Annotated in this window: 15 protein-coding genes; all 15 read right to left on the bottom strand. The window is 53.3% G+C overall.

Annotated elements, in window-relative coordinates; genetic code table 11:
• Positions 1-23 precede the first annotated feature (23 nt).
• Positions 24-2669, bottom strand: a complete 2646-nt coding sequence (tssH, locus tag ACG2XO_RS10190) for a type VI secretion system ATPase TssH (protein ID WP_410497873.1) — start codon at positions 2667-2669, stop codon at positions 24-26.
• Between the two features lie 52 nt (positions 2670-2721).
• Positions 2722-3123, bottom strand: coding sequence for a hypothetical protein (locus tag ACG2XO_RS10185; protein ID WP_410497872.1), 402 nt, complete (start codon positions 3121-3123; stop codon positions 2722-2724).
• Positions 3124-3144: 21 nt separating this feature from the next.
• Positions 3145-4161: a type VI secretion system baseplate subunit TssG gene (tssG, locus tag ACG2XO_RS10180; protein WP_410497871.1), complete on the bottom strand. Its 1017-nt coding sequence runs from the start codon at positions 4159-4161 to the stop codon at positions 3145-3147.
• Positions 4158-5999 (bottom strand): type VI secretion system baseplate subunit TssF, encoded by a 1842-nt coding sequence (gene tssF, locus ACG2XO_RS10175; protein WP_410497870.1) that lies wholly within the window; start codon positions 5997-5999, stop codon positions 4158-4160. Before tssF ends, tssG begins: the two co-directional genes overlap by 4 nt.
• A 25-nt stretch (positions 6000-6024) precedes the next feature.
• A complete protein-coding gene (locus tag ACG2XO_RS10170) occupies positions 6025-6672 on the bottom strand; it encodes a hypothetical protein (protein WP_410497869.1) in 648 nt (215 codons plus the stop codon).
• Positions 6673-6821: 149 nt separating this feature from the next.
• Entirely contained in the window at positions 6822-7301 is a 480-nt protein-coding gene (gene tssE / locus ACG2XO_RS10165; RefSeq protein ID WP_410497868.1) for a type VI secretion system baseplate subunit TssE, read from the bottom strand.
• A 61-nt stretch (positions 7302-7362) separates the two neighbouring features.
• Complete coding sequence (locus tag ACG2XO_RS10160; RefSeq protein ID WP_410497867.1) at positions 7363-7854, bottom strand: Hcp family type VI secretion system effector; 492 nt, start codon at positions 7852-7854, stop codon at positions 7363-7365.
• A gap of 75 nt (positions 7855-7929) precedes the next feature.
• Positions 7930-9411, bottom strand: a complete 1482-nt coding sequence (gene tssC / locus ACG2XO_RS10155; protein WP_410497866.1) for a type VI secretion system contractile sheath large subunit — start codon at positions 9409-9411, stop codon at positions 7930-7932.
• Positions 9411-9926 (bottom strand): type VI secretion system contractile sheath small subunit, encoded by a 516-nt coding sequence (tssB, locus tag ACG2XO_RS10150; RefSeq protein ID WP_410497865.1) that lies wholly within the window; start codon positions 9924-9926, stop codon positions 9411-9413. The genes tssC and tssB overlap by 1 nt, the downstream gene beginning before the upstream one ends.
• A 286-nt stretch (positions 9927-10212) precedes the next feature.
• Entirely contained in the window at positions 10213-11202 is a 990-nt protein-coding gene (locus ACG2XO_RS10145) for an ABC transporter substrate-binding protein (protein WP_410497864.1), read from the bottom strand.
• A complete protein-coding gene (locus ACG2XO_RS10140; protein WP_410497863.1) occupies positions 11199-13169 on the bottom strand; it encodes an MFS transporter in 1971 nt (656 codons plus the stop codon). The genes ACG2XO_RS10145 and ACG2XO_RS10140 overlap by 4 nt, the downstream gene beginning before the upstream one ends.
• Positions 13166-13930, bottom strand: coding sequence for a hypothetical protein (locus ACG2XO_RS10135; RefSeq protein ID WP_410497862.1), 765 nt, complete (start codon positions 13928-13930; stop codon positions 13166-13168). Before ACG2XO_RS10135 ends, ACG2XO_RS10140 begins: the two co-directional genes overlap by 4 nt.
• Before the next feature lie 226 nt (positions 13931-14156).
• Entirely contained in the window at positions 14157-14387 is a 231-nt protein-coding gene (locus tag ACG2XO_RS10130; protein ID WP_410497861.1) for a hypothetical protein, read from the bottom strand.
• Positions 14388-14485: 98 nt separating this feature from the next.
• Entirely contained in the window at positions 14486-14971 is a 486-nt protein-coding gene (locus ACG2XO_RS10125; RefSeq protein WP_410497860.1) for a dihydrofolate reductase, read from the bottom strand.
• 157 nt (positions 14972-15128) lie between these two features.
• Complete coding sequence (locus ACG2XO_RS10120; protein WP_410497859.1) at positions 15129-15593, bottom strand: hypothetical protein; 465 nt, start codon at positions 15591-15593, stop codon at positions 15129-15131.
• Positions 15594-15718: the final 125 nt, after the last annotated feature.

Genomic DNA, 15718 nt, shown 5'->3' with positions numbered 1-15718 from the left:
ATGACAGCGGCTGGCACGCCAGATCAGGCCAGTTGATACGAAAACTGCTTCTGCTCGTTCAGGCCCACCGCAATATGCTGCACGGTTTCACCCATCGCCATTTTTGCCAGTACACTGGAAGCCACTTCGGGCAGCAAGGTACCGGAAATAATATTGTCGATATTGCGCGCGCCACTATCGACCTCGGTACAACGTGCGGCAATTTCATCGACCAACACTTCGCTGAAGCTGAAATCGGCATTGTGGTTGAGACGGACACGTTTTTTGATTTTGCCCAGCTTGAGCCGGACGATCTGCTTGAGGACTTCGTCCTTGACCGGATAAAACGGCACGACCTGCATACGGCCAAGGAAGGCCGGCTTGAACACCAGATTCAGCTCGTCGCGCAGCGCATCGCGCAGCGATTCGACCGTCGGCATGGTGTCAGCATCGCGGCAAGCGTCCATGATGATGTCGGTACCGGCGTTCGAAGTCAGCAGGATGACCGTGTTCTTGAAGTTGATCTCGCGCCCCTCGGCGTCGTCCATCATGCCCTTGTCGAAAACCTGGAAGAACATTTCCAGTACGTCCGGATGCGCTTTTTCGACTTCATCGAGCAGTATCACGCTGTAGGGCTTACGGCGAACCGCCTCGGTGAGGATACCCCCCTCCCCGTAACCAACGTAGCCGGGAGGCGAGCCTTTCAGGCTGGACACGGTATGCGCCTCTTGGAACTCAGACATATTGATGGTGATGAGGTTGCGCTCGCCGCCGTACAGAATATCAGCCAGCGCCAGCGCGGTTTCGGTCTTGCCGACACCGCTGGTTCCGACCAGCATGAACACACCGATCGGCTTGCCCGGGTCTTCGAGGCCCGCGCGCGAAATGCGGATGCGCTGCGCAATCGCTTCGAGCGCATGATCCTGACCAATCACGCGATCAGCCAGCGTTTCCTTAAGCTTGAGCACGGTCGCCAGCTCATCCTGCACCATTTTGCCCAGCGGGATTCCCGTCCACGCCGAAATCACTGCGCCGACGGTTGCTTCATCGACGCAGACCTGCACCAGCGGGTCCTTGCCCTGCAGCGTGGACAGCTCATCGTTCAGTTTGCCCAGCTCGGCCAGCAGCGCGGGACGTTCTTTGCCCGGTTCAGCCGCCTCGGCGTCAGCTTCTAGCCTGTCCTGCACGTCGCGGATTTTGCCCACCAGTTCCAGCTCGGCAGCCCAGCGCGCTTCCAGCTGCGCCAGTTCGGCCTCGGCCTGCTGCTGCTGATCTGCCAGCTCGGTCAGCCGGGAGTCGTGGCTGCCACCGCTGGCGGTTTCCTTGTTCAGAACGCGGATTTCAGTCGCGAGGCCGTCGATACGGCGACGCGTGTCCTCGACCTGTGCCGGCGTCGCCGACTGGCCGATGGCGATGCGCGCGCACGCGGTATCGAGCACGCTAACCGCCTTGTCCGGCAACTGGCGGCCGGTGATGTAACGGTGCGAAAGCTTGACCGCGGCGACCAGCGCCTCGTCGAGCACGCGAACCTTGTGGTGCGCCTGCATTTTCTCCAGCAGGCCACGCAGCATGATGACGCCCTGCTCCTCGCTCGGCTCGTCGACCTTGACGACCTGGAAGCGGCGGGTCAGCGCCGGGTCTTTCTCGAAGTATTTCTTGTATTCGGACCAAGTCGTCGCGGCAATCGTGCGCAGCTCGCCACGCGCGAGCGCAGGCTTGAGCAGGTTGGCTGCGTCGTTCTGACCAGCCTGTCCACCAGCGCCGATCAGCGTGTGCGCTTCGTCGATAAACATGATGATGGGTTTGACGCTGGCCTTGGTTTCCTCGATCACCGATTTCAGCCGGTTCTCGAATTCGCCCTTCACACTGGCGCCGGCCTGCAAGAGACCCAGATCAAGCATGTGCAGCTCGACATTCTGCAATACGGGCGGCACGTCGTCGGCGGCAATGCGGATGGCCAGCCCTTCGACGACGGCAGTCTTGCCTACGCCAGCCTCGCCGGTAAGGATGGGGTTGTTCTGACGACGACGCGTCAGGATGTCGACCATCTGGCGGATTTCAGCATCGCGGCCCAGCACCGGGTCGATCTGCTTCTGGCGCGCGCGCTCGGTCAGATTGACCGTGTACTGGTCGAGCGCCGGCGTCTTGCCGCCTTTGTTCGCCACTGGCGTACCACTGGCTGCCGGACCGCTGCCCAGCGTGGTCGCAGCAGCCGCTTCGCGCGAATCGGCGGTGATTGCGTCAAGATTCTTCTTCAGATCGTCCACTGCCACATTGGCCAGATCCTTGGACCACTGACGAAGCAGTTGCGCCAGATCATCGTCGCCCAACAGCGCCACCAGCAGATGACCGCTGCGGATGCGGGTTTCATTGCAATCCACCGACGCGACCAGCCAGGCCTTCTTGAACAACTTGGGCAGATTGGCCGCCAGCACCGGATTGCGGGTATTGCCATTCTTGAAGCCATCGAGCGCAGTATTGAGATCACGCTCGAAACGGCTGCTGTCTATGCCGTAATGACGCAAAATCTTGAGCAGATCGGTATTGTCGGCTTCGAGCACCTTCATCAGCAGATGTTCGACATCAATCTCATAATGTCCGCGTGAAATGGCCAAACCTGCGGCCGACTCCATGGCTGCACGACAGATGGGATCCAACTTGCCAATCAATGATTTCAAATCGGTAGACATTCAGCTTCCTTGGCTAAAAAAGTGGTTATCGGTCACGACGGTCAGGGGGCTCTCACACCCCGTCACCGGACAATTCTCCATTGGGCTTGCGCTTGACATCCTTGATGGCGAATTTGGCGTGTTCAAACAATTTTTTGAAATTCGGATAATTACGGCATTCGCCGATCAGATCGGCCAGCGTCAACGGTGTATGCCCATCCCTGCCGTCGATGAATTTGAGCAAATCCGTACCTCGCGCATCGACTGCATCCCGCTTGTGGCGGAAACACTTCACACGCGTGCCACCGGCGGCAAAATGGATGTGGTATTCCCCCAGTTTGCCGGCAATTGCAAAGCGCGTGTTGTAACCACCATAACCATCATCCTCCTGAATGACGCCGGCCCAGACCACACCGCCCGCTCCCGCCGTCACAACGTCATCATTATCTGCGGCATACCACTGGTAATATCCCATCGTTCTTCTCCTTATTGTTTTTCACGCAGCAAGCCGCGCGGCATGCTCGGGCAAGACCACGTCGCTGGCATCGTCGATTGCCGTTTTCGATCGGCCAAGCCAGGTCGTCCACCCCAGCCGGGCGCCATTTTTTTCCGGCGCACCCAGCAGGCAATGCGGCGTTTCGCGCTTGTCGAGCACCAGCTGCACATCGAATTCCTGCGCAGAGCCAACGCAGAACTTCACCATGCGCAGCAGCGCGCGATAGGCCTTGCCGGTGGGCAGAAAGTCATCAAAACGCCGTCGCTTGAGCGGGCCGACCCGGATACGGAATTTGCTCTGGCAATCCCAGACCTGCCGTCCCAGCATGGGAAACTCGCCCAGGGTACAGTTGCCCATTCCGAGCCGGGAGCAATCAATGTCATCCAGCTTCATCCAGGCGCCGCGAAATTGCTCGATACTCACCGGAACTTCAAACTGGTCGGATAAAATCGCCTGCAAACCTTCCACCGTGGTTGCCTGGGCAGAAAAACGACCCGCATAAAAAGCAAACAACTGGTCATCAACACCATCTGCCGACAGGCGCTGCTGCAAACCGGGCGTACCAAGCCCAAGCAAGGACAGCAGGTAGCGCTGAAATCCGTCACGCCCGCCCCGCTCATAATCGACAAAAACATGATGCTTTTGCCAGGCCTGATAAAACAGCGTGGTCAGCCTGTGGCTGAACATGTCGAAGAAGTTGTGCGCAGTCTGATCCCGATAATGGTATCGACGTTCGAGCAGCATTTCGGTGTAACGGGTTGGCAAAGTGCCTGAAGGCCCGGTCAAACCGAGAAAGGTCACCGTCATCACCGGCGGACGGAAAGGCTCGGGCTGGGCTAGGGTGTAGATCGCGCTGGCAGGCGTTTCCAGCGACAACAGCGAGCGAAAGCGCACCGGATCATCGCTACTGGCTCCGCCGTTCTGAATCTGCGCTGCACGCAGCAAACGCACCGCCTGAAAAAAATCATAGGCATAAGGGCGTAGATACAGATCACCAAGCACGCCGGTGTAATTCATCCGAGCACCGCCTTGCCAGCCCTGGGTGGCCAGACACGAAGCGGGTTATCCCGCTGACGCGTCTTGACGGTTAGCCGGGTAAAACTGTTAATCGAACCGTATAGGCCGAAAAACCTTTCCAGGACTGACGATAAGAGATATACCCCCGACCCTTCAAACTGTTCTTCGTCCAGCTCCAGCTCGATTGCAATGCCGCGGATAAATGCAGCCTGGTTACGACTGATCAATTTGGCCGTCGTCGGTTTGCTGCTGACCTGAACAATCCCCATGATCTGTTTGCGCATCGCCGCCGAATTGGCAAAGTTGTAGAGCCCCAGCAATTCGCGGAACGCATCCGTGCTTTCACCTTCGCCATCCGCGATGGACAGATGATTCAGACTCAGATGGGAAATCAGCCGCCACATCGCGGACCGACCCATGGCCGGACGCTGGGTCGGCGTTGGCTTGCGCAAGCAATGAATGCGCGAAACAGGAGAGCCACCGTCAATTTCAAAATCGCCCTGTTCACCGCCAAAGGGCAGCAATCCGGGCAACTCGCGGTTGGTGCACGTGATTTCAATACTTAAAGCTTCATCCGCCGGCAGGTTGGGATCGAAATCGAGGTCAACCAGTGATAAAAACACGTCCGACCCCAGATCGTCAGCGCGCGCACCCGGCCGCCGCTTCGCCAACCAGAAGGTCTGCTGCGGATCAACCGTGTTGGCATGATGCAGGCCAAAAAACGGTTGATACTCGACAATATTGGCATGTCCGCCATCCTGCACCAGTTTGCGGACTGCGTTGACCGAATACACCTCAAGCCCCCAGGGACGGCGAATGTCCGGGATGACCTGATATTCGGTTTTCAGATGGGTAATTTGCAAAGGTTCGGCACTTTGCCGGAACAAATTGACGATGGGCGCGCAGCCCAGCCGAAACGTATCGGCATTGATCGTATCGGCCAGCTTGGCCATCCGCTCGGCGCGTTCGAATTCGCTGATGTAAATGGCAATTTCCATATCACGGCAGCCAGTTGGCAACGCCAGCTGATCCAGCCCCGTGACATCAAAAAACATGAATTTGTCGGGAAATGCAAAGTATTCCTGCAACAAACGATAAGCAATGGATGAACGTTTGTCGTAGTCGAGCAAGCCTTCATCTTCGTCAAAGCCCACCGGGCAGATGGCATCTTTCGCCAATTTAACTTCCTGCCCCCCGGCATAAACGGTTGTTTTGGCCACGTTGTTGAACAGCAATTCGTACAAGGCATGCATCAATGGCGGTTCGCCTTGCAGAAAAAACCGCAGGCGGTCTATCCCCATTTCAGTCAATGATTGACCCGGATGAGCTTGCAACCGGATTCTGATGATGCCCGCCACATCTTCATCCCGTGACGAGAAGGCCGCACGGTGTATGGGCTCAAAACACGCATCCACCACCTGAATCGGCCATAGAACGACCGGATAAGCCGTGCGAAACCGGCAGGGCATGTCGTTGACACGCCGCGAAAGCAGCTGGGTATGCCGCGGGATTTCCAGTTTCCCGGAAAGATTCATCTGTTGCGGGTCGACCGTCAACTGCACGATCGACATTGACGGAATGGGGCGCAAATAATGCGGGTAAAGCACCCCCAGCAAAGCATCGGTAATCTCGGGAAATTCATCATCGAGCTTGTGATGAATACGTGCGGTCAGAAATGCAAACGACTCGATCAGCCGTTCGACATGCGGATCTTCCGAGACCCCTTCTTCCAGCAGCAAACGACCTGCCACCTTGGGAAACTGGCTGGCAAACTCGCGACCGAGCTGGCGCAAAGAGGCCAGCTCGCGGTTGTAATAGGGAAGCAGTTCGTTTTGCATGGATGGTTTCTGGCTGGATCAATACTCAGGTCGCAACGACACACCAGCTGAGATCAACAAACTGGGGGTCGCTGGCATTGCGGTAGGGCGAACCGCCCAGATCAATACTGACGCTATCGGGCTCACCCACCGAAATATCGCCCAGATAACCGGTTACCCGGATGCCTGAGTAACCCAGGGCTTTCATGGCATCACAAAGCTGTCGTGCAATTGACGTTGGCGCAGTGCGGCCAGCCCCCAGTGAAGGATCGCGTCCGATATGTTCATTGGCGGAAAATTTGCCTATCACGTCACTCTTGTTCATCAAGCCACTGCCGCAGGTCATCATATGCAAATTGCGAAAAGCCTTGGTCAAACCTTCGGCTTCCAAGTTGGCGGCCAATTCCGGCATCCGGTAAGCCTTGGTCTGGCCATCGGCCCGCGCCGCGCCAATCGAATAAGAACCCGCCTCACCCGCTCCATGACAAACCACATACAACACATCGTCCGCAGCAATATTGCTCAGGCAACCCCCACCCAGCTTGCGTACAGCGCCCTTGCGCCAGCCGGACTCGAAAGGATTGCTGACCTGAGTCGCCACAGTACCGTGGGCTTTGGACATATAGCGCATGATGACACCGCCCATCTCGCGCATTTCACCTGTATTGATGGGGAGATAAATATAAGGACGCATTGTAATTGGCTCGGCTAGATATGAAATTAATCAAAACGAAGTTTAAACACGATCAGTTGCCTGACTACGTCGCGGACCCATTGCGCTCAAAGCGGCAATCCAGCGTCTCGCAGACATCCTCTCTATCCTCATGGCACTCCGGAAAGCGCTTATTCAATTCGGTAAAGCTGTGTCGCCACATCCAGAACAGCATCAAACATCACAGGCTCAGGAACGGGATCGATCTTCAACAGGGCTTCAATATGGAAACTGAATGCATTGATCTCTCCCTCACGCGCCACAAGATGAACCTGAATCTGGATAAGACGCGGCTCGAAACGCGCAATGACCGAGCTGATTTCTGCCCGGATGCGTGCGCGATCAGCCTCATTGGCTGCGCTCAGCGTCGAAAAATCCGGCAATCCATAAGTCAGCACCGAGCAACGCAACTCGGGAAAAAAGGCCAGATCCGGCGCCGACCCCGCTCGTGTATTCAGCAAGCCTTCAAGATCGCGTGCAACCGATTGCTTTAGCTGCTCCAGACCTTGTCGAAAATTCGGCTGAAAATCTGTTACTTCCAATGGATCATCGTCAAACAATCGGTCCAGCAAAGACGGGGTAATCCTGATGGTTTGCGGGCGAATCGACATGACGTATCCAGAGAAAAATGCGAGCCGCAATTGCGGCTCGCCTTGACCAGCATTTTCAGGTTTAAACCTTGACGTTGGTCGTCACGTTCCAGCCTTCCGGCCCGATCTTGCTGTCTGTCGAACCATCATGCTTGATTGGGGTGTATTCCCAAGTCACTTTGCCATAGGCAATCGACAAGCTCTCTGTTGGACGGTCATCACCACCCGAACTGCCACTCCACTGGATACTTTCGATCATGCAGTCTTCGAACACATACTTGATGTAGGTGTGCTTTGAGCCCGTTGTCAGGCAAAGCTCAACTTCACACTTTTCGAAATGCTTGCCGGCAGCCGCAGCAGAAGCCAGCTTGACTGAAGCCTTGTCATACTTCTTCATCACATTGAACGAAGAGAAACTTGCCTTACCCGCAGTCAGGCCACCAGTGGCCGAGCCTACGGTTACCGGATTGCTGATGCCAAGATTAAATGAATACAGCTCAACCCAATCTTTATGCTTATCGTCAGTGCTTTCGCCCTTAACATCACCAATTTTCAGATATGAATCGTATGCCATGAAGATGTACTCCAAAAAAGAAAATGCTGGATATGAGCGTCACCCACGGTGGCGCTCACTCATAAAATGCAGGGATTATTTGGCTGGAGGCGGCAAATCAGCGACCAGACGCAGGCTGGCAGTCAAGCCTTCAAGCTGGAAGTGCGGCTTGAGATAGGCAACGGCCTTGTAAAAGCCCGGCTTGCCAGGAATCTCACTCACGTCAACCCGTGCTTCACGCAAAGGATATTTGGCCTTGATTTCCTGACCGGCATCATCCGAACCGACAACATAGTTGTTGATCCAGCGACCCAGGAATTGCTCGCACTCGGTACGGGTCATGAAACTGCCGACCTTGTCGCGAACCATAGATTTCAGGTAATGCGCAAAGCGTGATGTCGCCATGATGTATTGCAATTGATTAGACAAACGCGCATTGGCATTGGCCGCATCAGTATCGTATTCCTTGGCTTTTTGTACTGACTGGGTTGAAAAGAACGCTGCGTAGTCAGTGCCTTTGCAATGCACCAAGGGGATAAAGCCCAAGTCAGCCAGTTCTTTTTCACGACGATCAGTAATTGCGATTTCAGTCGGACACTTCAGAGCGACTTCACCATCATCTGTAGTGAAAGTATGCGTTGGCAAACCTTCAACCAGACCACCACCTTCAACACCGCGAATCGCTGCGCACCAGCCATATTTTGCATAGGCGTTGGTCAAGCGGGCACCCAGTGAATAAGATGCATTCACCCACAGGTACTTATCGTGTTCTTTCCCGCTGACGTCTTCTTCAAAGTTGAACGCCTCGACAGGTACGGTGGCCGAGCCATAAGGCAGACGACCCAATACATGCGGTAAAGTCAACCCGACATAACGCGCATCTTCCGAATTGCGGAAAGACTTCCATTTGGCGTATTCAACGGTATCAAAACCTTTGGCCAGATCACGAGGTTTTGAAAGCTCGGTCAGGCTATCCAGCCCAAACATGCCGGCATTGGCTGCCGAGAAGAATGGCGCGTGCGCTGCAGCGGCAACGTGCGACACTTCTTCCAGCAGATACATGTCTTCCGGATGGTTGCTGAATTCATAATCACCCACCAGCGCAGCAAAAGGGGCGCCGCCGAATGTACCGTATTCTTCTTCGTAGATTTTCTTGAACAAGGCTGACTGGTCAAACTCGGCCGCGCCTTTGAAATCTTTCAGCAAGTCTTTTTTCGACGCATTGAGCAAATTGATTTTCAAACCGGTACTGGTTTCGCTCTGATGCACAAGGTAATGCAAGCCGCGCCAGGAAGACTCCAGCTTCTGGAACTCTTCGTTATGCATGATGCTCGACAATTGAGTAGAGAGAACACCGTCAATTTCGGCGATCCGTTTCTCAATACTGGCAATCAGGTCTTTCGAAACCGTCACGGTTCCTGAGAGTACCTCATTAACAAAGCCACTAATCAGATCCTTCGCACGCTCTTTTTCCGAATCAGACCGGGCTACACGCGTTTCATCAATAATGCTGTCAAGCAAACTGCCTTCCAGCGTTGCTACGCCATCTGCATTTGCCGCTTGTTGTGCTTCGCTCATTATTTAGCCTCCCCTGCTTCGAAACCGGTTTCCTTGCCCAAAGCCTGCAACTTGCTGGTGTCATCCAAAATTTCTTGCAACACTTCACCAAGGCGTTCATTGCTGTACATTTTGTTTTTCAAATCGGAAAGCTTGGCACGAATTTCCAGCAGCTTGCGCAGAGGCTCGACTTGGGCTGCAACTTGTGCAGGTTCGAAATCGGCCATGGTATTGAAGCTCAGATCGACTGAAATCTGGCTATCGTCATTTGCCATTGTATTGTCGACACGAAAGGCCAGATGCGGCTTGGTGCCTTTCAGAACATCGTTGAAATTATCGCGGTCGATATTCACGAATTTGCGATCTTTCAGCTTTGGCAGTGGCTCAACCGGATGACCAGTAAAATCGCCCAGCACCCCCATTACAAAAGGAAGCTCTTTCTTTTCAACGGCGTCGCCGACTTCAACATCGTAAGTAATCTGGACGCGAGGAGCGCGAACACGATCCAGCGTATGCTGCCTGCTTTCATTTGCCATTACCGAATCTCCAATACAAATCAAACAACCAAGGGATGGCCTCGATTGACACGTGCAATTCAAGGCACAATAACCGACGAAAGGTTAAATTGATATACGTCAAATTTCAAGGGAATTTACATGACAATTTCATATTGTTGCACAACCGTGGGCTCAGGCGACAGACAATGTCCGACACAAGACAAAGGAAGTGTTCTTGTTTGATCCAAGGGAAAAATCCAGCAAAGCCAATTGCACCAAAACTGTGCAATTCAAATAAATGCCAATGCTTATAAAAAGAATGAAATCAATACAAAAGTTCAGCCACACCCAATTGGGATAAGGGTGGATATCGCTTGAGCTGTCGTGCCGATTGCATATTGATCAACAAGGAAAAACGCTGCAGAACTTCAATCGGAATCTGATCCGGACTGGCTCGTTTGAGCAAAATTTGTTCAGCCTTATAAGCCGCGAAACTGCCTGCGTTGAAATAATTACCGACCAGTCCCAGCAAAGCACCGTGCTGACGAATCGGTGCCTCAGTCGCCGAAATGACGGGAACGCCAGCCTGAGCAAATGGCAAGGTGATTGCGCCAGCCTGTTGAATGATTGACGAATCAGACGGCAGATACACCGCATCCAGCCGGGCAGCCAGTGCATCATGCACGGTACGATCAATAGCCTTGCCACTGATTTTTCCCGATGCATCGGGCTCAACTGCAAATGTAGACAGGTGATAACCAAATGCAGTCGCATTGGCCTGCAACTCCTTGACTGCCAGCTGTGAATTATTTTCTTTGGCGTTGTAAATCACGCCAAACCGTTTCATTTTCACCAGTTTCTTGGCTGCATTGAGCTGGTCTTTCATTGGCACCAAATGTGAAACTCCGGTTAAATTTCTCCGCGAACTTTTGAGAGTGCTTGTCAGCCCGGCCCCAACGGGATCGGCAACGATATTGAATACGATGGGAATATTGCGAATGAATTGCCCCGACGTGTCACCCTCCCGCCCCGCAACAGCCAAAGTCATCGTTGTGCCAAAGGTGTAAATCAGATCCGGCTTCAAACGCTTCATTTCGGCGAGCAATGCCGGGATTTTATGCACATCTTCCGCAACATCCCGCACAATGAACTCCACTGGCAGACGTTGCCGCAAAGACGCCATAAACCCTTTTTCCGCCTCGGTCTCCCCCCGATAAAGCAGCATGGCCACACGATAAGGGCGCGAATCTGCAGCAAAGGACAGCGTAGAGCCCAGCAACAACAGACATAAGCAGCATATTTTTAAATACTTCATGCCTCGGCATCCTGACGGTCAAAGCAATAAAACGCCAACATGAAAACGGTCGTTGTCGTCAGAATCAAGGCACCCACACCGTAAAAAGCCCCCTTGAACCCATAAACAGCGATCAATACGCTGGCAATCAACGGTCCAAAGACATTACCCAGGCGCTCCAGCAAGCGAAATACGCCAGTTGCAGTCGCCTGCCCCAGATCACGCACAGCGTCGGCGCAATAATCACTGACCAACGCCAACTGGGGAGACACGCCAATCGCGTGGGCAAACCCAAGGCAAACGATGCTGAGCACCAGCCCCCACATCCCCTCTTGCAACAAGGAAGCAAACATCGCCATGCCTGCGACATACCCGCCAATAATCACAAACCAGCGTCGCGACCCCAGCATATCGGCCAATTTCGCAATCGTCGGAGAAACCAGAATAATGGCCAGGCTGTACAGCATCATCAGCCGCCCCGTATTTCCCTGCGAAGTTCCCAGCGATTTCAGATACAGCGGAACCGAATAATACAAAAATCCAGCCAGCGCAATTTTGGCCGGAATCGCCGCCAGCACGGTAATTGCAGCAAATTTTTTATGCCGCATCAATTTGAGCACATCAGCCAGTTGAAATGTTTTCTTGCTCCCGCCAACACCGCTTTTCGGGCTAATCATCCGGGCCACAAACCAGGCCGCCATGATGGAGAGCAAGGCTGAAAGCGCAAAGGTCCAGCGCTCGCCCAGTTTATCCACGACCATGCCACCAATCGCGGCGCCCGCCAGTGAGCCGGAAAAGAAGGTCGAGAGGAAAATCGCCATCCCGCGAGTTCGTTCATTCGTTGCCGTATTGTTGGCAATATAACTTTGTACAGTCACAAAGACTGTGCCATAGCCAAATGCCGTGACCGAACGCCAAATCAGCAGCTCGACAAAACCGCTCGCCAGAGCAGTCAGAATCAGACCGGCAGTGGTGATGGCGGCGCCCCAATAAAAAGCACGCCGATACCCGACCCGGTCACACCATTGTCCAGCCCATGGCATGGCCAATGCCCAGACCAGCATGAAAACGGAAATCGGCAAACTGCCAAAGAATTGGCGGGACAAACCTAAAGCCGGATCAAAAAACTGTTCGGCATAGACAGGGAAAAACGACAAAGACAGCGAATCGGCGAAAACCAATAGAAAAAAGGGCCACCGGATATAATCCAGCGCGGAATGATATAACTCGCTGCTTATCCACGATGCTTTCCCGTTCTCCGGCTCGCCCAGCATTTCGTTTTGAGCCCGATCACTGGCTGCTCTTGTCTCCAGCAATGCATTCAGACGCGAATACACCCCGCCGAGGCCGCCAAAATGACCGGATGGCAAACGCATCTGAAATTGCTGCAGCCTCATTTTGGCAAAAAATGAATGCAGCAATGCCAAGGGCGTCGTGATCGAAATCGTCAACAGTAAGCGCAATTGTTCGACTGCCACCAGAATGGCAACAACCATCACGGTTAAAATATCCAAGGCCACATTTTCCAGCTGTTGCCGGGCCACATCAGCCTGCCGCCCCAGATATAAATACCCCAGCAGAACACCCCCTCGCCGTATAGGCACAACCGTATTTAAATATCTGGAGTCCGGCGTAATACCCCCATCAACCGTAGTCAGCACCTCATTGGGCTGACAATCCTTGGTCTGGCTGGAAAACAATAATCGGCGCTTCGCATCGGTTAGCAACAAGTAACTAATCTGAGAATTGTTCCGGCGCACCTGATCCAGATATTCATTCACTCCCTTCATTTCCTGATAAGGAATACCATGCTCAAAGCCCTTTCCCAGCACCCGCAAAACGGATGCGGCAAGCTCACGTTCGCTCGCAGCAATCGAAGGCTTCAAGCCGCTTTCAAATTCCCGCAAGGAAAAATAGGAAAATAAGGCCGACGAAAACAGCAAAATCAGGGCAGACAGAACAACCAGACGAAATTGCAAACGTTTCATGATTCACGAGCCTGAACAAGATCAGCAGGCGGCTGCAGCATCCGGGAAAATTCGCGTACTTCTGCCGACAGGGCATTGTCCAGCAAACCGAATTCCGGTGCTGGCGAGGCTTGATCGGGTTGATCAACGATTTGCTCCAGTTGAGAAATTTCCTGCTGCATCTGCCGTGTCAGCCACCAGACACACACAATGGTCACGGCAAAAACGGCCAGGACGACGAGTGCAAAAATCTGCAGCAATTTCATTCCCATTGTCGCCGACGCTTTACTCACCAGCGCCTGTGGATAGGCTAAAACCAGATAACCAGAAACGACCCCGAAACTGTTCTTGTAAGGCAAGCCCATATAAATAAAAGACGCATCCTGCGTCTGCCACTCAGCCGCTTCCCCCTTGGCTACCGGCGGAACAAGGCAAGGCTGGGTGCTCCGTACATCCCCCAGCAGCAACAAGGATTGACCCCGTTCATCACACAACTGGATATGGTGAACTTCCCCGGATTCGCGATACAGCCGGTTTAATTCAGGCGCCAGATTGGCATTGGCTCGCGGAGCAAGCCCGATATTCAGACCCGACTCAATCAATTGACGGGCATCAATTCCCAGCACCAGCGCACGATCAAGCAACAACTCCTGATAGCTTTTCTGGTAATTGAAATAATTCAGAAAACCAATCAAGCCCAAAGCCATCGAAATCACCAGCGCCATGGGCAAACCGAGTTGCAAATAAAAAGGCCTGGCGCCAAAACCACGACGAATCCACATGCAACATACCGCCCCATATAAATACTACAGAAATTCCAAACGAATACCCCCCTGAGAGAGGGCACCTTGTAAGCAGCGGCATCGTATCACAGACAACCATGCCAACCTCATCAAATGAATAATCTGCAAGATTTAAAGGGGCTTAATGTGACGGCTAGCCAGAACCACCCCCTGCAGCAATCCTATCAACTTAAGCCTTCAAATTGCCGCTTTGTAAGCAATGTAATCATGCGGTTTGGTATGTTTGGAACGGGTCTTTTGGCACCATGGTCGAAAGAAATCTTTGGAGTTGGCTACGCAGCACGGCGGCCGTGACGCACAGCAAATGCAGCTTGTCCGCGACGATTTTTACCCCAAAATCCTGTTGCGCCCCAGCCAGTTGCCCCCCGTTAGCGATTCGAGATGCAGGCGGCGTTTCAGACGCTTGATGCTTTTTTGCTACCGCACGACGAGCCATTCCGACACAGCGCAATGCACGGCGCGCACATACCGCACCAAGGTATATTGATGAAACCCTTTATTCAAAATTGCTTCAACAACATACCCATAAAAAACTCAAACAATTTTGCGCTGGTAAGTCACAAAAGCGTATTCGATGCCTTTTTCCGAGCAATGCGCTTCGCGGCTGGATTCCAACCAGACATCACGGTCAAATTCGGGGAAGAACGCATCGCCCTCGGGACTGAGATTGACTTCGGTCAGATACAGCGTGTCGGCCAGCGCCAGCGCCTGGCGGTAAATTTCGCCACCGCCGATCACGAACAATTTTTCCAGCCCGGCACACGCAGCGATGGCCGATTCGAGACTAGTAAAAACTTCCGCCCCTGGCGCATTCCAATCAACATTGCGGCTGACGACCAGATGCCGGCGGCCGGGCAACAGCCCCGGCAAAGACTCAAACGTCTTGCGCCCCATCAGCATCGGGCTACCCATCGTCAGCCGTTTGAAATACTGCAAGTCCTCGGGCAATCGCCAGGGCAGGCGGTTGTCGATTCCGATCACGCCGTTTTTGCCAACGGCGGAAATGATGGCGAGTTGCATAAAACCTCAGGGGGTTAATTTAAAACGAATTGAAGAGAGCGTTCGACCCAAAGCAGGAGTATTTGTAGGTTGGCGCTGAGTTTGCGAAGCCCAACACACGCGGTGAACGTTGGGCTGCATTTCATTTAGCCCAACCTACAAAGCTGCTCATTCCTCACTATTTTGTTGAGCGCGTTTGGCAGATTTTTTTTGGCATATCATCCACCTGAAAACTTCCCCAAACCGCGATAAGCAACAAAATCACAACAGGGAAAAAGTGAAGCCACGCAATGAATCGCACTACATTACCGCGCCGAATTTTCGTTGGCTTGCATACCTTTTCATTTCTTGGCGGAAACTGATGATCACGCAGTATTTTATATCCTCGCCATCCAAATGTTGCCGCAACCGTTAGCGCGAAAAACACCGGCATTGCAACAAAAATGCCATTCCACAAGACCGTTAAACCATCGATACCCAACACCTTCCGGCAAGGGGCTGTTTCCACAAAATGGTTAAACCAGGGCAAAAGATAACTTCTCGTTAAAAATATAAGCGCCGCCCCAATCAGCGTTCCAACGCAGACCAATCGGATTTTTTCTGCTTGAGTATAAAGTTCCGCATATTCAGCTTCGGTTTGCATGTGCTCTCTCATATGAAGATCTCTTTCAACTTTGAAAATACGTAAAATGAAATAGTGCGTAGGTCGGGTGAGCGTAGCGTTACCCGACAATTCCGTGTCGGATAACGCCTTCGGCTCATCCGACC

The organism is Chitinibacter sp. S2-10, assembly GCF_046530675.1.
In the GTDB taxonomy this organism is placed as follows: domain Bacteria; phylum Pseudomonadota; class Gammaproteobacteria; order Burkholderiales; family Chitinibacteraceae; genus Chitinibacter.
The sequence above is the reverse complement of the archived record's forward strand: the minus strand, read 5'-3'. Positions and strand labels throughout refer to the sequence as shown.